At 55.3% G+C, this 22,388-nt stretch carries 20 protein-coding genes and 1 tRNA gene; 6 read left to right on the forward strand and 15 right to left on the reverse strand.

Annotated elements, in window-relative coordinates:
* Positions 1–36: 36 nt before the first annotated feature.
* The 4 genes from wzzE to trxA form a co-directional block, all read right to left on the reverse strand.
* The gene (gene wzzE, locus LJA86_RS21880; protein WP_045909242.1) at positions 37–1,083 is read right to left on the reverse strand and encodes an ECA polysaccharide chain length modulation protein; all 1,047 of its coding nucleotides are present in this window, start codon (positions 1,081–1,083) and stop codon (positions 37–39) included.
* Between the two features lie 13 nt (positions 1,084–1,096).
* Positions 1,097–2,200 (reverse strand): UDP-N-acetylglucosamine--undecaprenyl-phosphate N-acetylglucosaminephosphotransferase, encoded by a 1,104-nt coding sequence (gene wecA / locus LJA86_RS21885; RefSeq protein WP_045909243.1) that lies wholly within the window; start codon positions 2,198–2,200, stop codon positions 1,097–1,099.
* A 238-nt stretch (positions 2,201–2,438) separates the two neighbouring features.
* On the reverse strand, positions 2,439–3,698 hold the full coding sequence (gene rho, locus LJA86_RS21890) for a transcription termination factor Rho (protein ID WP_008501566.1): 1,260 nt from the start codon (positions 3,696–3,698) through the stop codon (positions 2,439–2,441).
* Between the two features lie 345 nt (positions 3,699–4,043).
* Positions 4,044–4,373, reverse strand: a complete 330-nt coding sequence (gene trxA / locus LJA86_RS21895) for a thioredoxin TrxA (protein WP_006179218.1) — start codon at positions 4,371–4,373, stop codon at positions 4,044–4,046.
* 144 nt (positions 4,374–4,517) lie between these two features.
* Here trxA and rhlB point away from each other — a divergent pair, with 144 nt between their 5' ends.
* Complete coding sequence (rhlB, locus tag LJA86_RS21900) at positions 4,518–5,786, forward strand: ATP-dependent RNA helicase RhlB (protein ID WP_048030801.1); 1,269 nt, start codon at positions 4,518–4,520, stop codon at positions 5,784–5,786.
* Between the two features lie 6 nt (positions 5,787–5,792).
* Positions 5,793–7,277, forward strand: coding sequence for a guanosine-5'-triphosphate,3'-diphosphate diphosphatase (gene gppA, locus LJA86_RS21905; protein WP_032654053.1), 1,485 nt, complete (start codon positions 5,793–5,795; stop codon positions 7,275–7,277).
* 51 nt (positions 7,278–7,328) lie between these two features.
* Here gppA and rep read toward each other — a convergent pair whose 3' ends face one another.
* A complete protein-coding gene (gene rep, locus LJA86_RS21910; protein ID WP_008501569.1) occupies positions 7,329–9,353 on the reverse strand; it encodes a DNA helicase Rep in 2,025 nt (674 codons plus the stop codon).
* An 85-nt stretch (positions 9,354–9,438) separates the two neighbouring features.
* Here rep and ppiC point away from each other — a divergent pair, with 85 nt between their 5' ends.
* On the forward strand, positions 9,439–9,720 hold the full coding sequence (gene ppiC, locus LJA86_RS21915; protein ID WP_008501570.1) for a peptidylprolyl isomerase PpiC: 282 nt from the start codon (positions 9,439–9,441) through the stop codon (positions 9,718–9,720).
* A gap of 86 nt (positions 9,721–9,806) precedes the next feature.
* Here the strand turns inward: ppiC and ilvC are convergent, their stop codons facing one another.
* Positions 9,807–11,282 carry a ketol-acid reductoisomerase gene (gene ilvC / locus LJA86_RS21920; protein ID WP_021242831.1) on the reverse strand — a complete coding sequence of 492 codons (1,476 nt, stop codon included), beginning with the start codon at positions 11,280–11,282 and terminating at the stop codon, positions 9,807–9,809.
* A gap of 152 nt (positions 11,283–11,434) precedes the next feature.
* Here ilvC and ilvY point away from each other — a divergent pair, with 152 nt between their 5' ends.
* On the forward strand, positions 11,435–12,325 hold the full coding sequence (gene ilvY / locus LJA86_RS21925) for an HTH-type transcriptional activator IlvY (protein WP_008501572.1): 891 nt from the start codon (positions 11,435–11,437) through the stop codon (positions 12,323–12,325).
* A 45-nt stretch (positions 12,326–12,370) separates the two neighbouring features.
* Here the strand turns inward: ilvY and ilvA are convergent, their stop codons facing one another.
* From ilvA to ilvL, 7 genes are all read right to left on the reverse strand, one after another.
* On the reverse strand, positions 12,371–13,915 hold the full coding sequence (gene ilvA, locus LJA86_RS21930) for a threonine ammonia-lyase, biosynthetic (RefSeq protein ID WP_023618949.1): 1,545 nt from the start codon (positions 13,913–13,915) through the stop codon (positions 12,371–12,373).
* Between the two features lie 2 nt (positions 13,916–13,917).
* On the reverse strand, positions 13,918–15,768 hold the full coding sequence (gene ilvD / locus LJA86_RS21935) for a dihydroxy-acid dehydratase (protein ID WP_045909248.1): 1,851 nt from the start codon (positions 15,766–15,768) through the stop codon (positions 13,918–13,920).
* A gap of 60 nt (positions 15,769–15,828) precedes the next feature.
* Positions 15,829–16,758 carry a branched-chain-amino-acid transaminase gene (gene ilvE, locus LJA86_RS21940; protein WP_023309654.1) on the reverse strand — a complete coding sequence of 310 codons (930 nt, stop codon included), beginning with the start codon at positions 16,756–16,758 and terminating at the stop codon, positions 15,829–15,831.
* A gap of 18 nt (positions 16,759–16,776) precedes the next feature.
* On the reverse strand, positions 16,777–17,040 hold the full coding sequence (ilvM, locus tag LJA86_RS21945) for an acetolactate synthase 2 small subunit (protein WP_006179206.1): 264 nt from the start codon (positions 17,038–17,040) through the stop codon (positions 16,777–16,779).
* Positions 17,037–18,683 carry an acetolactate synthase 2 catalytic subunit gene (gene ilvG / locus LJA86_RS21950; protein ID WP_045909249.1) on the reverse strand — a complete coding sequence of 549 codons (1,647 nt, stop codon included), beginning with the start codon at positions 18,681–18,683 and terminating at the stop codon, positions 17,037–17,039. Before ilvG ends, ilvM begins: the two co-directional genes overlap by 4 nt.
* A 2-nt stretch (positions 18,684–18,685) precedes the next feature.
* A complete protein-coding gene (gene ilvX, locus LJA86_RS21955) occupies positions 18,686–18,736 on the reverse strand; it encodes a peptide IlvX (protein WP_166792073.1) in 51 nt (16 codons plus the stop codon).
* 86 nt (positions 18,737–18,822) lie between these two features.
* Entirely contained in the window at positions 18,823–18,921 is a 99-nt protein-coding gene (gene ilvL, locus LJA86_RS21960) for an ilv operon leader peptide (RefSeq protein WP_001311244.1), read from the reverse strand.
* 341 nt (positions 18,922–19,262) lie between these two features.
* On the opposite strand from ilvL, the gene LJA86_RS21965 reads away from it, so the two are divergent.
* Entirely contained in the window at positions 19,263–20,783 is a 1,521-nt protein-coding gene (locus tag LJA86_RS21965; protein WP_048226924.1) for a YifB family Mg chelatase-like AAA ATPase, read from the forward strand.
* Between the two features lie 30 nt (positions 20,784–20,813).
* On the opposite strand, the gene LJA86_RS21970 is transcribed toward LJA86_RS21965, so the two are convergent.
* On the reverse strand, positions 20,814–21,152 hold the full coding sequence (locus LJA86_RS21970; protein ID WP_008501577.1) for a DUF413 domain-containing protein: 339 nt from the start codon (positions 21,150–21,152) through the stop codon (positions 20,814–20,816).
* A gap of 118 nt (positions 21,153–21,270) precedes the next feature.
* On the opposite strand from LJA86_RS21970, the gene hdfR reads away from it, so the two are divergent.
* Entirely contained in the window at positions 21,271–22,092 is an 822-nt protein-coding gene (gene hdfR / locus LJA86_RS21975) for an HTH-type transcriptional regulator HdfR (RefSeq protein WP_032675646.1), read from the forward strand.
* A gap of 98 nt (positions 22,093–22,190) precedes the next feature.
* On the opposite strand, the gene LJA86_RS21980 is transcribed toward hdfR, so the two are convergent.
* Positions 22,191–22,266 (reverse strand) — tRNA-Trp (locus LJA86_RS21980).
* Positions 22,267–22,388: the final 122 nt, after the last annotated feature.

The following is a 22,388-nucleotide window of genomic DNA, read 5'->3' on the forward strand; positions in this document are numbered from 1 at the left end:
CGATGAAGGCCGCAGCCTTCATCGTAGACGGCATTCTTAGTTTGTGCGACGACGCGTTAACGCCACGCCAGCGCCCGCCAGTGCACCGACAATCCCCCACATGATCATCAGGAATGCACGACGCGGACTGTCGCGTTTTACAGGTTCTTCAGGCGTTCGCAAATAACGATAGGTCTGAAAACGCGGGTCCAGAGAGGGACCGACATTAAGCGTATTGAGCATCGCGCGATTTTGATCGTAATCGAGGTCAACATCAGGACCGACGGCCTGGAGATTTTCCAGGCGTGCCTGCAGCATAGGGCGACCAAGAAGGAACATTTCAGAGTCAGGCAGTTCATCAGCCGGCACGTCCGTCTCACTACGGGAAATATTGTGCTGTTCCGCAATTTTCAGCGCCTGCTCAATGTTGTGTACACGGCGAGTGAAAATCGCTTTAGCCACCTCTTCCTGACGTTTCACCTGGGCTTTCATCTGGATGGTACGGGCCGCCCAGGCGCCTTTAAGCTCTTCGTTAAGATGGCTTGCGGCACGCTGGCTGGCAAACGCGACGTATTGACGCAGCAGGTTGTTGGCATCCGGCGCGGTTTCTGCAATCAGCTTGACGCTGTCATTCACGTTACGCAGCGCGTCGCCCGGCATAAACTGAATATTGTTAATCAGATCGTCCAGCAGGGCGGCATCGGCTTTGGTGTTATCAACTCGACGCTGCTTGTAGTAATCCGTCTGGGACCAGAAGTCGCGACGCGTATCCCACGAAGCCAGTTGCATCACAAACTCTTTATAGGCCTCATCCATAACGGAAACCTGATCTGGCGTGGCGAGGTTGGCTTTGATATCCAGGTTTCGCAGGAATTGCTGCTGGGAATAGTATCCCCCAAGCATGTTAACCGTTGGTTTGTCCGTGATTGCCGTGGCGCTCCATTCCTGTTTTGCAAAGAACGTATAGGCCAGCGCTAACAGTGCAAATCCCAGCGCGATCCCCGCAATCCAAAGTTTGCCTGCCCATAACACGCGAAACAAACCCCGAATATCCAGTTCATTCTCTGTTACCACTGATTTCGCTCCCGCCAACGGTTGAGTCATCATAGTCCCGGTTTTATTTAGTTAATGTTGTGTTTTTGCCACTGTTACGACGCATCCGGCGTTTAATACGTTTTATGAACCGCGCCACTTTCCATGCGCGCTTAATGCAGTAGCCGTACAGGAAAAATGCTAGCAAGAATAATACCAACATGACCCATTCTGGCACAAAATGAGCATACTCCGCGGCAACACCCACTCCCGCAAGGATAGCAGCCGCTACGGTTATCAAAACAAATGCCTGTCTGGAGGTGAATCCAGCTCTCATGATCAAATGATGAATATGCTGTCGGTCGGCTGAGAAGGGACTCATCCCTTTGCGCAAGCGGCGATACATTATCGCAACCATATCCATTAACGGGATAGCGATAATCCACAACGCGGTAACAGGGCTGATAGGATGGACTTGTCCCTGAGTCGTTTCCAGCAAGATCCAGATGACGGTAAACCCAATAAGTGTACTGCCCGCATCACCCATAAAGACTTTATAGCGACGCCCCAGCGCACCGAGGTTTAACAGGATATAAGGCAGGATGGCGGCAATCATGGCGAAGCACCACATAGCAAGACTATATTGTCCGTCAAACCACAAAATAAAACCGATCGCGGCAAATGAGACGCAGGAGAGTCCCCCCAGCAAGCCATCAATACCATCGACCATGTTGAATGCGTTTATAGCCACCCATACGGCGAAAAGCGTCAGAAAATAGCCGAACGGGCCGAGCACCATCTCCCACGAGCCAAAAATATAGCCCAGGCTACTCAAGTAGAGTTTTGCTGAGACCATCATGGCAATGCCAACTGCCGCCTGCACAAAGGCGCGAATTTTAACGCTGATGTCATAACGATCGTCAAGCGCGCCGACGATAACCAGTACCGTTGAACACATCAGGTATAATTTGACATGTGGGACATAGTAGTTAGCAATTGCGAAGGCATAGCAAATACCAGCAAATACTGAGATACCACCCACCAGGGGGATCATACCCTGATGACGTTTCCGGAAGTTGGGTTTATCCACTAACCCCACGTATTTCGCCACCTTACGCGCAATAAACAGAAAACAGGTGGTGAATAAAAAAATACTGGTTAGATCAGTAAACGTATCGAATAGGTTCACAATGGATTCTCAACAAATGTTAGTCTCGGAAGTATAACCATGAAGGCTCATAGCCCGAAGGTAAAAGTAAACCTCTTGTGACCTCATTTGTATATTATTCAAGCTATTAATGTTTTTACTCTACGAATCGTCTTATTGTTACACCTACACGTCAAAATTGGGAGTAGGTGGTACTAGCGTATAGTCCATAAAAGAAAAACGCCACGTAAAAACGTGGCGTTCGCTGGCTTTATTTGCGTTACGAGCGTTTCATCATGTCGAAGAAATCGTCGTTGGTTTTGGTCATCGCCAGTTTGTTAATGAGGAACTCCATCGCGTCGATTTCACCCATTGGATGGATGATTTTGCGCAGGATCCACATTTTCTGCAGCTCTTCCTGAGTGGTGAGCAGTTCTTCTTTACGGGTACCGGAACGGTTGTAGTCGATAGCCGGGAAGACGCGTTTTTCAGCGATCTTACGAGAGAGGTGCAGTTCCATGTTGCCTGTACCTTTAAACTCTTCGTAAATCACTTCGTCCATTTTGGAACCGGTATCGATCAGCGCCGTCGCGATGATGGTCAGGCTGCCGCCCTCTTCCACGTTACGTGCAGCACCGAAGAAGCGTTTCGGACGATGCAGGGCGTTAGCATCCACACCACCGGTCAGCACTTTACCAGACGCTGGCACCACGGTGTTGTAGGCACGCGCCAGACGGGTGATGGAGTCGAGCAGGATGATCACGTCTTTCTTGTGCTCAACCAGGCGTTTTGCCTTCTCAATAACCATTTCCGCAACCTGAACGTGGCGAGATGCTGGCTCGTCGAAGGTTGAAGCAACCACTTCACCTTTAACCAGACGCTGCATCTCGGTCACTTCTTCCGGACGTTCGTCAATCAGCAGCACCATCAGCACACAGTCTGGGTGGTTATAGGCGATGCTCTGTGCGATGTTCTGCAGCAGCATGGTTTTACCCGCTTTTGGCGGCGCCACAATCAGACCACGCTGGCCGCGACCAATAGGTGATGCCAGATCCAGAACACGCGCGGTTAAGTCTTCGGTCGAACCGTTACCACGTTCCATGCGCAGGCGAGAGTTCGCGTGCAGCGGCGTTAAGTTCTCAAAGAGGATCTTATTACGCGAGTTTTCAGGTTTGTCGAAGTTAACTTCATTGACTTTCAACAGCGCAAAGTAGCGTTCACCCTCTTTAGGAGGACGAATCTTACCTGAAATGGTGTCACCAGTGCGGAGGTTGAAACGGCGGATTTGGCTGGGGGATACGTAGATGTCGTCAGGGCCGGCGAGGTAGGAGCTGTCTGCAGAGCGGAGGAAACCAAATCCGTCTTGCAATATCTCCAGCACACCGTCGCCAAAGATATCTTCGCCACTCTTAGCGTGCTGCTTCAGGATGGCGAAAATGATGTCCTGCTTGCGCATACGAGCCTGGTTTTCCAGCCCCATATTTTCGCCGAGAGTGATCAGCTCAGAAACCGGCGTATTCTTTAATTCGGTAAGATTCATAATGGTGTGGGTTCTTAAACTCGGGGTGATTCTCGAACTTAATGTTGTGAATGGTATGGCAGGGTCATCCATGCCTGTTTAGCGGCCATCAACTCATGTCTGTTCGCTGTCTGGTCACAGGGAAAGAACGCAGAACTGAAACGACAAGACGGATTGAGTGACAAGCCCGGAATTTAGCCACTTCACGCACTGGATATGTCAACAGCGGGAAGTATCGGGTAAAACAAGATTCAAACAACAAGATATGTTTAAAACGAAGTCATAGCTAACTTAGCACGACTTCAGCCGGGCGTCCAGAGTTCCAGATCATTTAGCCGGGAGCTCTGAACGCGCAGCGGAGAAACCTTACGCCAGGTTAGCGTCCAGGAACTCTTTCAGTTGACCTTTGGACAGCGCGCCCACTTTGGTCGCCGCCACTTCGCCGTTTTTGAACAGCAGCAGGGTCGGAATGCCACGGATACCGTATTTTGGTGCGGTGCCCGGGTTCTGGTCGATGTTCAGCTTGGCAACGGTCAGTTTGCCCTGATATTCGTCGGCGATCTCATCCAGAATCGGGGCGATCATTTTGCAAGGACCACACCATTCAGCCCAGAAATCGACGAGGATCAGCCCGTCAGCCTTAAGTACGTCCGTGTCAAAACTGTCGTCAGTCAGGTGAATAATTTTATCGCTCATATATAACTCCACAGGAATAAGCCTGGTACGTTGGTTTTGTCTCCACCAACGACGTGTTGATGTCGCATTAACCAACTAAAGGTTGACTTTATTTCACCGGATACGCTTTCGTAAAGCAATAGTAAGCTGATATTCTACCACACTATGAGCAAAACACATTTAACAGAACAGAAGTTTTCCGACTTCGCGCTGCACCCGAAGGTGATTGAAGCCCTTGAAAATAAAGGGTTTCATAACTGCACGCCCATTCAGGCCCTCGCGCTGCCGCTGACGCTGGCCGGTCGCGATGTTGCCGGGCAGGCGCAAACCGGTACCGGCAAAACGATGGCGTTTTTAACGTCAACGTTTCATTATTTACTTTCTCACCCAGCGATTGCAGACCGCAAAGTTAACCAGCCGCGCGCGCTAATTATGGCCCCGACGCGAGAACTGGCGGTACAGATCCACGCAGACGCTGAACCCCTGGCGCAGGCTACCGGCCTGAAGCTGGGCCTGGCCTATGGCGGCGACGGCTACGATAAACAGCTGAAAGTACTGGAAAGCGGTGTGGATATCCTGATCGGTACCACCGGCCGTCTTATCGATTACGCCAAACAGAACCACATTAACCTCGGTGCCATCCAGGTTGTGGTGCTCGATGAAGCTGACCGCATGTACGATCTGGGCTTCATTAAAGACATCCGCTGGCTGTTCCGTCGTATGCCTCCGGCTACCCAGCGCCTGAATATGCTGTTCTCTGCAACCCTCTCCTACCGTGTGCGCGAACTGGCGTTCGAACAGATGAACAACGCCGAGTACGTGGAAGTGGAACCGGAGCAGAAAACGGGTCACCGCATTAAAGAAGAGCTCTTCTATCCTTCGAATGAAGAGAAGATGCGCCTGCTGCAAACGCTGATTGAAGAAGAGTGGCCAGATCGCGCCATTATCTTCGCGAACACCAAACACCGCTGTGAAGACATCTGGGGCCATCTGGCTGCAGACGGCCACCGTGTTGGCCTGTTGACTGGCGACGTCGCGCAGAAAAAACGCCTGCGAATTCTCGAAGAGTTCACCCGTGGCGATCTCGATATTCTGGTCGCCACCGACGTGGCTGCACGTGGTTTACACATTCCAGCCGTAACGCACGTCTTTAACTACGATCTGCCAGACGACTGTGAAGACTACGTACACCGTATCGGTCGTACCGGTCGTGCGGGCGCAAGTGGTCATTCGATTAGCCTTGCGTGTGAAGAGTATGCGCTGAATCTTCCGGCCATTGAGACCTATATCGGTCACTCTATTCCGCAGAGCAAATACAATCCGGAAGCGCTGTTAAGCGAACTGCCGCCGCCTAAGCGTCTAACCCGCCCACGCTCCGGCAATGGACCGCGTCGTTCAGGCGGCGCACCGCGTAATCGTCGTCGTTCAGGTTAAGAAAATATGCTCAGCTCCACCTCGCTTTATGCAGCAATCGATCTCGGTTCGAATAGTTTTCATATGCTGGTTGTGCGCGAGGTGGCAGGAAGCATACAAACGCTGACGCGCATTAAGCGCAAGGTCCGCCTCGCGGCGGGCCTGAGCAGCGATAATCACCTCTCACCTGAAGCCATGGAACGTGGCTGGCAGTGTCTGCGACTCTTTGCCGAGCGTCTGCAGGATATCCCGCATGCCCAAATCACCGTCGTCGCCACCGCGACACTCCGCCTGGCGGTTAACGCCGTGGATTTTATTGCCAGAGCGCAGGAAATTCTCGGTTGCCCGGTTCAGGTTATCAGCGGTGAAGAAGAAGCTCGCCTGATTTATCAGGGGGTTGCACATACCACAGGGGGTGACGATCGCCGCCTGGTGGTGGATATCGGCGGTGCCAGTACCGAGCTGGTGACCGGCACCGGCGCGCAGGCAACCTCGCTGTTCAGCCTGTCTATGGGCTGCGTGACCTGGCTTGAGCGCTACTTTACCGATCGTAATCTGGGTAAAGAGAACTTCGACGAGGCAGAAAATGCGGCGCGCGAGGTGCTACGTCCCGTCATGGACGAGCTGCGCTATCACGGCTGGAAAGTCTGCGTGGGTGCGTCGGGCACCGTGCAGGCCCTGCAGGAAATCATGATGGCGCAGGGAATGGACGAGCGGATTACGCTTGCCAAGCTTCAGCAGCTAAAACAGCGCGCCATTCAGTGTGGACGCCTTGAAGAGCTGGAAATTGAAGGCCTGACGCTCGAACGTGCGCTGGTTTTCCCGAGCGGGCTGGCTATTCTGATCGCTATTTTCACCGAACTGAACATCCAGTGTATGACCCTGGCCGGCGGCGCGCTGCGTGAAGGTCTGGTCTACGGGATGCTGCATCTGTCGGTCGATCAGGACATCCGCAGCCGTACCCTGCGCAACGTGCAGCGTCGTTTTCTGGTTGATATCGATCAGGCAGGACGCGTATCGCAGCTGGCGTCACGCTTCGCCGATCAGGTCGCTAACGTCTGGGATCTTGAACCACTGAGCCGCGATTTACTGCTGAGCGCCTGTGCGCTCCATGAAGTGGGGCTGAGTATTGATTTTAAGCAGGCTCCTGCTCATGCAGCGTATCTGGTGCGCAACCTGGATTTACCGGGCTATACACCCGCACAGAAAAAATTACTGGCAACGCTGCTGCTGAACCAGACCAATGCCGTCGATCTCTCGTCTTTGCATCAGCAAAACGCCGTACCGCCGCGCGTGGCCGAACATCTGTGCCGCCTGCTGCGTCTGGCGATTCTGTTTGCCAGCCGCCGTCGCGATGATTTGCTGCCTGCGATCGGCCTGGTGGCTGATGACGAAAAACTGTCGCTGACGCTCCCGGAAAACTGGATTGAACGTCACCCGCTTGGGGCAGAGATGATCGATCAGGAGTGCCAGTGGCAGAGCTATGTGCACTGGGTGCTGGAAGTGAAGTAATACGCTGAACATTGCCGGGTGGCGGCTTCGCCTTACCCGGCCTACTCATCCTTATCCTTTCTCTTTGGCTTTTGCCAGCATGGCGCGAATGTTCGCCACGTTAGCCTGCCCCTTGTGCATCCGCTCTTCCGCAGTAATTACTTTGCGTTCCTGCTCCCAGATCAGGTCATCCTGCGGCAGTTCCAGCAGGAAACGGCTCGGCTCCGGGCGGACAAGTTCGCCATACTGACGGCGCTCTTTACACAGTGTGAACGTCAGCTCTTTCTGCGCGCGGGTGATCCCCACGTAGGCCAGGCGGCGCTCCTCGTCGACGTTGTCTTCATCAATGCTGCTCTGATGCGGTAACAACCCCTCTTCCATACCGACCAGATAGACATACGGGAACTCCAGACCTTTTGACGCGTGCAGCGTCATCAGCTGTACCTGATCGGCCTCTTCTTCGCTCTCGCCGCGCTCCATCATGTCGCGCAGGGTAAAGCGGGTGACGACCTGTGTCAGGGTCATCGGCTCGTCGATTTCAGAGCCTTCCAGCATTTCGGTCATCCAGCTGAAGAGCTGGTTAACGTTCTTCATGCGCATCTCAGCGGCTTTCGGGCTGGCCGAGGTTTCGTACAGCCAGGACTCATAGTCGATGCCGTGAATGAGATCGCGCACCGCCGCCACTGGCTCGCGCTCCGCGAGACGCTGCACTTCGCCGAGCCAGTGGGTGAATCGCGTTAACGAATCATAGCCGCGACCGGTTAATGTCTGGCTTAGCCCCATGTCGAAGCTGGCGGTAAACAGGCTTTTGTTACGCGTCATCGCCCACTCGCCGAGTTTTTGCAGCGTCGCCGGGCCAATCTCGCGTTTTGGCGTATTCACAATACGCAGAAACGCGCTGTCGTCATCCGGGTTAGTGAGCACGCGCAGATAGGCCAGCAGGTCTTTGATCTCTGGCCGTGAGAAGAACGAGGTCCCGCCCGAGATTTTGTACGGAATGCGGTTCTGCATCAGCATCTTTTCAAAGACGCGCGACTGGTGATTCCCGCGATAGAGGATCGCGTAATCCTTATATTCGGTTTTATTGACGAAGTGATGGGCGATCAGTTCACCGGTGACGCGCTCCGCTTCATGCTCTTCGTTGTTGGCGCTGAGCACTTTCAGCTCCGTCCCGTAGCCCAGCTCGGAGAAGAGACGCTTCTCAAACACGTGCGGGTTATTGGCAATCAGGATGTTTGCGGCCTTCAGGATACGCCCGGAGGAGCGGTAGTTCTGCTCCAGCTTAATCACCTGCAGCGCCGGAAAATCTTTGCTCAGCAGCACCAGGTTTTGCGGACGCGCGCCGCGCCAGGAGTAAATTGACTGGTCATCATCGCCGACCACGGTGAAACGCGCACGCTGCCCCACCAGCAGCTTCACCAGCTCGTACTGGCTGGTGTTGGTGTCCTGATACTCATCCACCAGCAGGTAACGGATTTTGTTCTGCCAGCGCTCGCGAACCTCTTCATTACGCTGCAGCAGCAGCGTCGGCAGCAGGATCAGGTCGTCGAAGTCCAGCACGTTGCACGCTTTCATGTGCGCATCGTACAGACCATAGCAGTGGGCAAAGATGCGATCCCGTTCGCCTTTGGCGATCGCCGCGGCCTGGGCCGGGGTCATCAGATCGTTTTTCCAGTTCGAGATCGTCGAGATCAGCTGCTGCAACAGCACCTTGTCATCTTCGATCAGCCCCTCGGTGAGCTCTTTGAGCAACGCCACCTGGTCGGTGTCATCAAAGAGGGAGAAGTTGGACTTCATGCCCAGCGCCGCATACTCGCGCTTGATGATATCCAGCCCCAGCGTGTGGAAGGTGGAGATCATCAGGCCGCGCGCCTCTTTGCGCCCCAGCGTCTGGCCGACACGCTCTTTCATCTCACGCGCCGCTTTATTGGTAAACGTCACCGCCGCAATGTGCCGGGCCTGATAGCCACAGCCGCGGATCAGGTGCGCAATTTTGTTGGTGATCACGCGGGTTTTACCGGATCCAGCCCCCGCCAGCACCAGACACGGTCCGGTGACAAATTCGACGGCTTGTTGTTGTCCGGGGTTTAAACGCATAAATGATCACTCAATGAAAGTCAGGAGGGGAGAATAACAGCGTGGTAGTATAGCGAGCCTAATCCATACCACTCAAGGCACGATCATGGCAAAAACAGCAGCAGCACTGCATATTCTTGTTAAAGAAGAGAAACTGGCTCTGGATCTTCTGGAGCAGATCAAAAACGGCGCCGACTTCGGCAAACTGGCGAAGAAGCACTCTATCTGTCCGTCAGGCAAACGCGGTGGCGATCTGGGTGAATTCCGCCAGGGTCAGATGGTACCGGCGTTCGATAAAGTGGTCTTCTCCTGCCCGGTGCTGGAGCCAACCGGCCCGCTGCACACGCAGTTCGGCTACCACGTGATTAAAGTGCTGTATCGCAAATAAAAAAGCCGGGTGGCGGCTGCGCCTTACCCGGCCTACATCTTACGGTTTTGTAGGTCGGGTAAGCGAAGCGCCACCCGACAAAGTTGTTAACCCGCTACCGCGATACGCTTCATATCGGTCATGTAGCCACGCAGTTTGTGGCCCACTTTCTCGATCTGGTGGCTGCGAATCGCTTCGTTCACATCGCGCAGCTGCGCGTTGTCCACGGCACCTTCTGCAATCGCTTTACCCAGATCGCCCGTCTGCAGAGTGGTCATAAACTCTTTCAGCAGCGGTACGCAGGCGTAAGAGAACAGGTAGTTACCGTATTCTGCGGTATCAGAGATCACCACGTTCATTTCGTACAGACGCTTACGAGCGATGGTGTTCGCAATCAGCGGCAGCTCGTGCAGTGATTCGTAGTACGCAGACTCTTCGATGATGCCGGAATCCACCATGGTTTCGAACGCCAGCTCAACGCCTGCTTTCACCATCGCGATCATCAGGACGCCTTTATCGAAGTACTCCTGCTCGCCGATTTTACCTTCATACTGTGGCGCGGTTTCGAACGCGGTTTTACCGGTCTCTTCACGCCAGGTCAGCAGTTTCTTATCGTCGTTCGCCCAGTCCGCCATCATGCCGGAAGAGAACTCGCCGGAGATGATGTCGTCCATATGTTTCTGGAACAGCGGCGCCATGATGGTTTTCAGCTGTTCAGACAACGCGTAAGCACGCAGTTTTGCCGGGTTGGACAGACGGTCCATCATCAGCGTAATACCGCCCTGCTTCAGCGCTTCGGTGATGGTTTCCCAGCCGAACTGAATCAGTTTTTCCGCGTATGCCGGGTCGGTACCCTCTTCCACCAGCTTATCGAAGCACAGCAGAGAACCGGCCTGCAGCATGCCGCACAGGATGGTCTGCTCGCCCATCAGGTCAGATTTCACTTCAGCAACGAAGGAAGATTCCAGCACGCCCGCACGGTGGCCGCCGGTCGCCGCTGCCCATGCTTTGGCAATCGCCATACCTTCGCCTTTCGGATCGTTTTCCGGGTGTACCGCGATCAGGGTCGGCACGCCGAAACCACGCTTGTACTCTTCACGTACTTCGGTACCCGGGCACTTCGGTGCCACCATCACCACGGTGATGTCTTTACGGATCTGCTCGCCCACTTCAACGATGTTAAAGCCGTGGGAGTAACCCAGCGCGGCACCGTCTTTCATCAGCGGCTGTACGGAACGCACTACGTCAGAGTGCTGCTTGTCCGGCGTCAGGTTAACCACCAGATCCGCCTGCGGGATCAGCTCTTCGTAGGTACCCACTTTGAAGCCGTTTTCGGTCGCTTTACGCCATGAAGCGCGCTTCTCGGCAATCGCTTCTTTGCGCAGGGCGTAGGAGATATCCAGACCGGAGTCACGCATGTTCAGGCCCTGGTTCAGACCCTGTGCGCCACAGCCGACGATGACCACTTTTTTACCCTGAAGGTAGCTTGCGCCATCGGCAAATTCGTCGCGCGCCATGAAGCGGCATTTGCCCAGCTGCGCCAGCTGCTGGCGCAAGTTCAGTGTATTAAAGTAGTTAGCCATGGGTGATACCTCGTGATGTTGTGTGTCTTATTGTTCGGTTCGCGTTTCAGCGAGAATGTACCCACATTACAACAGGAAATTTATTGCGGAAATTGATATATTCACAACGTCACATTGCAATTTTTGCAATGTAAAAAGAGGGAGTGGAATCGGTGGATTTACGCGATCTGAAAATGTTTCTTCACCTGGCGGAAAGCCGTCATTTTGGCCGCAGCGCGCGGGCGATGCACGTTAGCCCCTCCACGCTGTCGCGCCAGATCCAACGCCTTGAGGAAGACCTTGGCCAGCCGCTGTTCGTGCGCGATAACCGCACCGTCACCCTCACGGAAGCGGGCGAAGAGCTGCGCATTTTTGCCCAGCAGACGCTGTTACAGTACCAGCAACTGCGGCACTCTATCGATCAGCAGGGGCCGTCACTCTCCGGTGAACTGCATATTTTTTGCTCCGTGACCGCCGCCTACAGCCATCTGCCGCCCATCCTTGACCGCTTCCGCGCGGCGCATCCGTCAGTTGAAATTAAGCTCACTACCGGTGACGCCGCCGACGCAATGGAAAAAGTGGTGACGGGCGAAGCGGATCTCGCCATTGCCGGGAAGCCGGAAACCCTGCCGGGCGCGGTAGCGTTCTCGATGCTGGAGAATCTGGCGGTGGTGCTGATTGCCCCGGCGCTGCCCTGCCCGGTGCGTAACCAGGTGTCGGTGGAAAAACCGGACTGGTCGACGGTGCCGTTTATCATGGCCGATCAGGGGCCGGTGCGACGTCGCATTGAGCTGTGGTTCCGTCGCCAGAAAATCAGCAACCCGTCGATTTACGCTACCGTCAGCGGTCATGAGGCGATGGTGTCGATGGTGGCGCTCGGCTGCGGCGTGGCGCTGCTGCCGGAAGTGGTGCTGGAAAATAGCCCGGAACCGGTGCGCAATCGCGTGATGATTCTGGAACGCAGCGACGAGAAGACGCCGTTTGAGCTTGGCGTATGCGCACAAAAAAAGCGGCTGCATGAGCCGCTTATTGATGCGTTCTGGACGATATTGCCGAACCACTGAAGCCGGGTGGCGCTACGCTTACCCGGCCTTCGCGCAGCTCTACCACTAGCCTGCCAGGAAGAACCGGAACGCCGGGTTATGGGTTTCGTCGTGACACTCATAGCCCAGCTCGTTCAGCCGCGTTTCGAAATCGGGCTCGTGCTCGCCCAGTTCAAACGCCGCCAGCACGCGGCCGTAGTCGGTGCCGTGGCTGCGGTAGTGGAAAAGGGAGATGTTCCAGTGCGTGCCCAGCGTGTGCAGGAACTTGAGCAGCGCGCCCGGCGATTCCGGGAACTCAAAGCTGAACAGGCGTTCCTTGAGCGGCTTCGAAGGGCGGCCGCCGACCATGTAACGCACGTGCAGCTTCGCCATCTCATCGTCGGAGAGATCGACCACGCTATAGCCGCCCTCATGCAGCAGGTTGAGGATCTCTTTGCGCTCCTCCACGCCACGGCTCAGACGCACGCCGACAAAAATGCAGGCATCTTTGGCATCGGCAAAACGGTAGTTAAATTCCGTCACCGAACGACCGCCCAGCAGCTGACAGAACTTCAGGAAGCTGCCCTTCTCTTCCGGAATGGTCACCGCCAGCAGCGCTTCACGCTGTTCGCCCAGCTCGCAGCGCTCGGAAACATAGCGCAGGCCGTGGAAGTTAACGTTGGCGCCGGAAAGCACGTGCGCCAGACGCTCGCCACGAATGTTGTGCTGCGCGATGTATTTTTTCATCCCCGCCAGCGCCAGCGCGCCGGACGGTTCCGCCACTGCACGCACGTCTTCGAACAGATCTTTCATCGCCGCGCAGATGGCATCGCTATCCACCGTGACGATATCGTCAAGATATTCCCGGCACAGGCGGAACGTTTCATCGCCAATACGCTTCACCGCCACGCCCTCGGCAAACAGCCCGACGCGCGGCAGGTCGACCGGATGCCCGGCATCCAGCGCCGCTTTCAGGCAGGCGGAGTCTTCCGCTTCCACGGCAATGACTTTGATCTGCGGCATCAGCTGTTTGATCAGCACCGCCACGCCTGCGGCTAAACCGCCGCCGCCCACCGGGACAAAGACGCGGTCGAGATGGGCATCCTGCTGCAGCAGTTCAAGCGCCAGCGTCCCCTGCCCGGCAATCACCATCGGGTGGTCGAACGGCGGCACCCAGGTGAACCCCTGCTGCTGCGCCAGCTCAATCGCTTTGGCTTTGGCTTCGTCAAAGTTGGCCCCGTGGAGTAAGACTTCGCCGCCGAAACCGCGCACCGCGTCGACCTTGATGTCTGCGGTAGCAACCGGCATCACGATCAGTGCTTTCAGCCCCAGACGGGCAGACGAGAACGCCACGCCTTGCGCATGGTTACCTGCCGAGGCGGTAATCACGCCGCGCGCTTTTTGCTCGTCGGTCAGACCGGCCATCATCGCGTAGGCGCCGCGCAGCTTAAAGCTGTGCACCGGCTGACGATCTTCGCGCTTCACCAGAATGACGTTGTCGAGGCGCGAAGAGAGTTTTTCCATTTTCTGCAGGGGGGTGACCTGCACGGCTTCATAGACCGGCGCGCGAAGCACCGCTCTCAGATATTCCGCCCCCTCTGGGGCGGCGGATAAGGGTTGCGACTCGGCCATCGTTAGCCCCCAAGTTTCGATTTATCGCGCACCGCGCCTTTATCTGCACTGGTGGCAAGGCTCGCATAGGCGCGCAGGGCGAAGGAGACTTCACGCTGACGGTCTTTCGGCGTCCAGGCTTTGTCGCCGCGCGCTTCCTGCGCTTCACGACGGGCCGCGATCTCCTGGTCGCTCAGCTTGAGCTGAATGCCGCGATTCGGAATGTCGATTTCGATCAGGTCGCCGTCTTCGATGATGGCGATGTTGCCGCCGCTTGCCGCTTCCGGCGAAACGTGACCGATGGAGAGACCAGAGGTCCCGCCGGAGAAACGCCCGTCGGTGATCAGCGCGCAGGCTTTACCGAGGCCCATCGATTTCAGGAAGGTAGTTGGGTAGAGCATCTCCTGCATACCCGGGCCGCCTTTTGGCCCTTCATAACGGATGACAACCACATCGCCTTCCACCACTTTACCGCCCAGGATAGCGTCTACCGCTTCATCCTGGCTTTCGTACACTTTCGCCGGACCGGTGAATTTCAGGATGCTGTCGTCCACGCCAGCGGTCTTCACGATGCAGCCATTTTCCGCAAAGTTACCGTACAGCACGGCCAGACCGCCGTCTTTGCTGTAGGCGTGTTCCAGCGAGCGGATGCAGCCTTCGGCGCGGTCATCGTCCAGGGTGTCCCAGCGGCAATCCTGCGAGAATGCCTGCGTGGTACGAATACCGGCAGGACCGGCGCGGAACATTTTTTTCACCGCGTCGTCTTTGGTCAGCATCACGTCGTACTGGTCCAGCGATTCCGGCAGCGTCAGGCCGAGCACGTTTTTCACGTCACGGTTCAGTAGCCCGGCGCGATCCAGCTCGCCGAGGATACCGATGACGCCACCGGCACGGTGCACGTCTTCCATGTGGTACTTCTGCGTACTTGGCGCGACCTTACACAGCTGCGGCACTTTACGGGAGAGCTTGTCGATGTCGCTCATGGTGAAGTCGATTTCGGCTTCCTGCGCGGCGGCCAGCAGGTGCAGAACGGTGTTGGTGGAACCGCCCATGGCGATATCCAGGGTCATGGCGTTCTCGAATGCCGCTTTACTGGCGATGCTGCGCGGCAGCGCGCTGGCGTCGTCCTGCTCGTAGTAGCGCTTAGTCAGCTCAACGATACGTTTACCGGCATTGAGGAACAGCTGCTTACGGTCGGCATGGGTCGCCAGCAGCGAGCCGTTGCCCGGCTGAGACAGACCCAGCGCTTCGGTCAGGCAGTTCATGGAGTTCGCCGTGAACATACCGGAACAGGAGCCGCAGGTCGGACACGCGGAGCGTTCCACCTGATCGCTCTGCTCGTCAGAAACCTTCGGATCTGCCCCCTGAATCATCGCATCAACCAGGTCGAGCTTGATGATTTTGTCGGAGAGCTTGGTTTTCCCCGCTTCCATCGGGCCACCGGAGACGAAGATCACCGGAATATTCAGGCGCAGGGAGGCCATCAGCATCCCCGGGGTGATTTTGTCGCAGTTGGAGATACAGACCATTGCATCGGCGCAGTGGGCGTTAACCATGTACTCCACCGAGTCGGCGATCAGCTCGCGCGACGGCAGTGAATAGAGCATGCCCCCGTGGCCCATCGCGATACCGTCATCCACCGCAATGGTGTTGAACTCTTTCGCCACGCCGCCGGAGGCCTCGATTTGCTCGGCAACCAGCTTACCCAGATCGCGCAAGTGCACATGGCCCGGTACGAACTGGGTGAAGGAGTTCACCACGGCGATAATTGGCTTGCCGAAATCGGCGTCGGTCATTCCGGTGGCGCGCCACAGTGCGCGGGCACCCGCCATGTTACGGCCGTGGGTGGTGGTGGCTGAACGATACTTAGGCATGCTTTATTTACTCCCGTCTGACTATGTAATGGGACGGTGCGTGCCGTCCCAAATTTATATTTAGTGATTAACCTGATCCAACCAGCCGTATTTATCTTCTGTTTCGCCGGTGAAGAGGCCAAAGAACGCTTGCTGAATGCGTTTGGTGACCGGGCCACAGCGGCCTTCGCCCACCTGGATACCGTCTACGCTGCGTACCGGCGTGATTTCAGCCGCGGTACCGGACATAAACACTTCATCGGCCAGATAGAGAGATTCGCGGGACAGCACCTGCTCGCGCACTTCGATACCGAGGTCTTTCGCCAGCTTGATGATGGCGTCACGGGTGATGCCCGGCAGCGCAGACGAGGTGAATGGCGGTGTAAACAGAATGCCGTCTTTCACTTCAAACAGGTTTTCACCTGCGCCTTCGGAGATGTAGCCATTTACATCGAGCGCGATACCTTCCTGGTAGCCGTGACGGCGCGCTTCGCTACCGACCAGCAGGGAAGAAAGGTAGTTACCGCCTGCTTTCGCGGCGGTCGGGATGGTGTTTGGCGCAACGCGATTCCAGGAAGAGACCATTGCGTCGATCCCCTGCTCCAGGGCTTCTGCGCCCAGGTAGGCCCCCCACGGGAACGCGGCAATGATCACATCCGTGGTATAGCCCGCTGGCGGGTTCACGCCCATACCGACGTCGCCCACGAAGACCAGAGGACGAATATAGGCGCTGGTCAGGTTGTTCTTACGGATCACGTCGCGACAGGCTTCCATCAGCTCATCCACGCTCTGAGATACCGGGAAACGATAAATTTTGGCTGAGTCATGCAGACGCTGCATGTGTTCGCGATGGCGGAACACCACTGGCCCTTTGTGAGAATCGTAGCAGCGGATGCCTTCAAACACGGAGGTACCGTAATGCAGTGCGTGGGACATCACGTGGACCTTCGCGTCCTCCCAGCGAACCATCTCACCGTTGAACCAAATGTAATCAGCTTTTTTTGTCGTCATTTTTTCGTCCTGTCACGCTTAAGCGCGGATTTGTTGTGATGTGGTTGTGCTCTGGCAGATGGCAACATGGGCAACGTCTACCAGCTTTGATAACTGACTAAACAGTAAGTCGACCGACCGCGGGCTGGCAACGGTTAATTCGATACTGATGTTTTGGGCGTCAGTGGCCGTCTCCATATTCATAGAGCAAATCTGAAAACCACGATGACGCACCACACGCAAAACGCGCTCTAAGGTTTCCGGGTTGAAGCGAGCCTGTACGGCGACCTGATGCTGCATCATGATAATTTCTCCATCATTTGTGAGTTACTGGCACCAGGCGGTACCAGCGGCCAGACGTTCTCGAGTTCGTCGATTGAGACATGAAGCAGGTAAGGCCCCTCGCTGTTCAGCATGGTGTCGAGCGCCGCTTCAACCTGATCTTTACGGGTGATGTGCTGACCAGGGATGCCAAAAGCGCTGGCCAGCGTGAGGAAATCGGGGTTATCGGTAAGGGTCGTTTCGCTGTAACGCTCCTGGAAGAACAGCTGTTGCCACTGGCGAACCATCCCTAAACGCTGGTTGTCGAGCAAGACGATTTTCAGCGGTAACTGCTTGCGCTTAACGGTGCCGAGCTCCTGAACGTTCATCATGAAGGAGCCGTCACCGGAGATACAGATTACGGTATCGTTCGGGCGGGCAACCTGTGCGCCAACGGCGGCTGGCAGACCGAAGCCCATCGTCCCTAACCCGCTGGACGTGATGAAATTCTCCGGACGGGTGTAGGTCATGTGCTGGGCTGACCACATCTGATGCTGGCCGACATCGGTCGTCACCACGCTGTTTGCCGGTTTACGGTCGGACAACTGCTTCAACAGCAGCGGCGCGTAGATGGCCTCGCCCGGGTGATCGTAACGCCAGGCGTGTTCAGCGCGCATATCGGCGGTGTGCTGACGCCATGCGTTGATATCCAGCGGCTGCTGCAATGCCGGTAACAGCGCGTTGAGATCGCCCTGCAGTGCGACGTGCGCCTGACGCAGCTTGTTCATCTCCGCCGGGTCGATATCCATATGGATGACCTTGGCGTTCGGCGCAAAGGTATTCAGCTTGCCGGTAACGCGGTCGTCAAAACGGGCACCGACGGCGATGAGCAGATCGCACGCCTGCACCGCCAGGTTTGCCGCTTTAGTGCCGTGCATCCCGAGCATGCCCAGATAGTACGGGTAGTCTGCATCTACCGCACCCAACCCTTTCAGCGTGCAGGTGGCAGGCATTTGCGTTACCGCAATAAATTCACGCAGGGCGGGAACGGCCTGCGCCATGCCTACGCCACCGCCAACGTACAGCATCGGCTGTTTTGCCTGCGCCAGCATCTGACGCGCCTCTTCAACTGCCGCATGCGGAAACGCGTCGTCGCTTCGAACGGTGGAGAAGTGCGGCTCCAGTTCGCCGAGTGCGACCTGGATATCTTTCGGGATATCCACCAGAACCGGGCCAGGGCGGCCGGAGCTGGCTACCTCGAATGCTTCAGCCATGACGCGCGGCAGCTCTTCCAGAGACTGAACGAGGAAACTGTGTTTGGTGCAGGCCAGCGATAAACCCAGTACATCGACCTCCTGAAAAGCGTCGGTACCGATGAACGGAGACGCCACCTGCCCGGTGATGGCGACAACGGGAACAGAATCCAGCAGCGCGTCAGCCAGGCCGGTGATCAGGTTAGTTGCGCCAGGGCCTGACGTCGCCATACACACGCCGGTTTTACCGGTCGCGCGGGCGTAACCAATGGCCGCCATCACTGCGCCCTGCTCGTGTCGGCACAAGAGATGTTCCACGCCGCCGTCATACAGTGCATCGTAAATCGGCATAATTGCGCCACCTGGATAACCGAATACTGTCTCGACTCCCTGCGCGCGCAACGCATGTACTACCCACTGTGCCCCATTCATAGTTAGTTCCCCGTCATAAATCGGGAGAAACAGAATTTTGTGCTAGTCGTCATTCTCTGCTCCTCATCTGCGTTTTTTAGTCATAAAAAAACCCCCGGACCTTTCGGTGCGGGGGTCTTAGTTCGTTAAGGCTTGATTTCTAAGCCTTTCCTCGTCCAAGTGCAGCCCCGCACGGTGGGATAATAATCACCACCACGCTAATCACGACCAGGCTAATCACTCGTAGAAGGGCTGTCATTTTCAGTTCTTTTTGCATCTTGTTCGAAGGAATACCTAAAGAGGTATCACAGTTTTCAAATTAAACACAAGATTTATTTATGACGGATTTGGTTAGCCCGCGAATCATATTTCTTAAAAGCGTTGTTTTATATACGGAAATTAGAAAATGAATATTTTTCATTTTTTTACTGTGGTGCTAACCGTCAAAACAGGATTTTTTTCGTTCTGCGAGGAGCTTTCCACGATTATGAAATTGTTGCAATGCGCCATTAAAATCCCTGAACAAGCGGCGTAAATTCACGAAATGGCAATAAACAAACATAACGAGCACTGACATAGTCACACCAGGAGGTAGTGCAAATGTCACTGTCAGTTGTTTATACGCGTGCGGCCCTCGGGGTAAAGGCACCGCTCGTTTCCGTAGAGGTGCATTTGAGTAATGGGCTGCCCGGACTCACGCTTGTCGGGTTACCTGAAACGACGGTTAAAGAAGCCAGGGATCGCGTCCGTAGCGCAATAATAAATAGCGGTTATACCTTCCCTGCGAAGAAGATCACCATCAACCTTGCTCCCGCCGACCTGCCTAAAGAAGGGGGACGATACGATTTACCTATCGCAATTGCCCTTCTCGCGGCTTCTGAGCAGCTTAATACGACAAGGCTAGGCTCGTATGAGTTCGTGGGTGAACTCGCGCTCACAGGCGCGCTGAGAGGCGTTCCCGGCGCGATATCAGGAGCGCTGGAGGCCATACGAGCAGGCCGGCAAATCATTGTGGCCAATGAAAACGCATCAGAAGTGAGTCTTATCGCGGAAAAAGGATGCCTCATCGCGGGACATTTACAGGAAGTTTGTGCCTGGCTGGAAGGACGACATGAACTGTCCGAACCGGAGGAGTGTGACGAGGTTATAGCCGACGTCCCGGAGGATCTCAGCGAGATTATGGGACAGGAGCAAGGGAAGCGGGCGCTGGAGATTACGGCCGCAGGTGGACACAATCTTCTGTTGATTGGCCCGCCAGGTACGGGGAAAACGATGCTGGCGAGCAGGCTGAGCGGGTTACTTCCACCGCTCAATAACCATGAAGCGCTGGAAAGCGCCGCCATATATAGCCTCATCAGTTCTGCATCGTTGCAAAAACAGTGGCGCCGTCGTCCTTTTCGTTCCCCACATCATAGCGCTTCACTGACGGCAATGGTCGGCGGCGGGTCTATCCCCGGGCCGGGAGAGATCTCACTGGCGCACAATGGCATTCTGTTTCTCGATGAGCTGCCCGAGTTTGAGCGCCGCGTGCTGGATGCGCTGAGAGAACCTATTGAATCTGGCGAAATACATATCTCGCGCACGCGGGCCAAAATAAGCTATCCCGCACAGTTTCAACTGGTCGCTGCGATGAATCCCAGCCCGACGGGCCACTACCAGGGCAACCATAACCGCTGTACGCCGGAGCAGACGCTGCGCTATCTGGGAAAGTTATCCGGTCCGTTCCTCGACCGTTTCGATTTATCTCTCGAAATCCCGCTTCCTCCTCCGGGCCTGCTCAGGCAGACGGGCATCACGGGTGAAAGCTCTGCGAAGGTACGCGAGCGGGTGATCGCCGCCCATGCACGACAGTACACTCGCCAGAACAGGCTAAATGCGCGGCTGGATAATGCCGGCATCCGGCAGTTTTGTGCCCTTAACAGTGAGGATGCGGTATGGCTGGAGGAGACGTTGACGCGCTTTGGGCTATCTATACGTGCGTGGCAGCGTTTGCTAAAAGTGGCCAGAACCATTGCTGACGTGGAGGGATGTACTGACATTGAGAGGAAACACTTGCAGGAGGCGCTGAGCTATCGCGCTATCGATCGTTTGCTGCTGCATCTGCAGAAGTTGCTGGCATAAAAAAAGGGGCCGTAGCCCCTTCTTATCATCTTAGTCATCAGACTCGGTGTAGTCTTCTGCACCTTCCATCTGCGGCTTACCGCCAGACAGCGTATGGAAGCGCTTTGGACGCTTAATGCGTGCCATATACTTGATCCACACACGTTCCGCTTCAGACTGCGGCTCACGCTCACCACGGCAAACAGAAACAAACTGTTTTTCGTCTTCGGTTGCAGGTTCACGCTTACCCAGATCCAGCTCGTTAAAGGCATAACCATGGCGCTCAAGCAGTTGAGCTTCTTTGATGGTGAAATCGCCGTGACGAGAGAACCCGCGCGGATAATGTTTATTGTCGAAAAAACGATTAGTCGTCGTAAAGCTTTCCGCCATCCTACACGCTCCTAATTCTTTGGCCGAGCTATTTATGGCGCGGAGTATTAGTTACGCTTGACAGAGTGTAAAACAAAACATTTAAATCATAACGACAAATAATTTTGCGGAGAAAGATGTGGATACGGAATTGCTTAAAACTTTCCTTGAAGTGAGCAGAACACGCCACTTTGGGCGAGCAGCGGAAGCCCTTTACCTGACGCAGTCAGCAGTCAGTTTTCGTATTCGACAGCTGGAAAATCAACTGGGTGTGAATCTTTTTACCCGCCATCGCAACAATATTCGACTCACGCCCGCCGGTGAAAAACTGCTGCCGTACGCAGAAACGCTGATGAATACCTGGCAGGCGGCACGCAAAGAGGTTGCACATACTTCGAGGCATAATGAGTTCTCGATAGGGGCCAGCGCTTCCCTGTGGGAATGTATGCTAAGTCAGTGGCTTACCCGGCTTTATCAATCTCATAGCCACCTGCAATTTGAAGCCAGGATTGCGCAACGGCAGTCGCTGGTTAAGCAACTTCATGAGCGTCAGCTTGATCTTCTGATCACAACCGAAGCCCCCAAGATGGACGAATTTAGCAGCCAGATCGTCGGTCAGTTTGGCCTGGCGCTGTATGCCTCTGAACCGTCGATGATGAAGGCAGACCTGACCTATTTGCGCCTCGAATGGGGGCCAGATTTTCAGCAGCATGAGACGGGATTGATTGCACCTGATGATGTTCCACAGTTAACGACCAGCTCTGCGGAGATCGCCTGTCAGCAACTGCCCTTGCTTAGAGGTTGTACCTGGTTACCTGTTCGCTGGGCAGACACTAAAGCGGGGCTGCATACGGTGCTGGATTCCACCACGCTTACCAGACCGCTGTATGCGATTTGGCTGCAAAACAGTGATAAGCAGTCACAGATAAAAGATCTATTAAAAATCAATGTAATGGATTGATACATCAGCCAGCAGGAATGCTGGCTGAACAGTAAGAAGAGGCGTTTTTACAGGATTACGGGCAAAAAAAATCCTTTGCCGAAGCAAAGGATTATATATGGCAGGGGCGGAGAGACTCGAACTCGCGACACCCGGTTTTGGAGACCGGTGCTCTACCAACTGAGCTACGCCCCTAAAGTTTTTTGCCATTAAGCCTGCCAGTAAGGCAGGCTTAATGTCTTAATAAGTGGCGGAACGGACGGGACTCGAACCCGCGACCCCCTGCGTGACAGGCAGGTATTCTAACCGACTGAACT

It is taken from the genome of Enterobacter sp. TCD1-1 (assembly GCF_020567405.1).
Lineage (GTDB): Bacteria > Pseudomonadota > Gammaproteobacteria > Enterobacterales > Enterobacteriaceae > Enterobacter > Enterobacter quasiroggenkampii.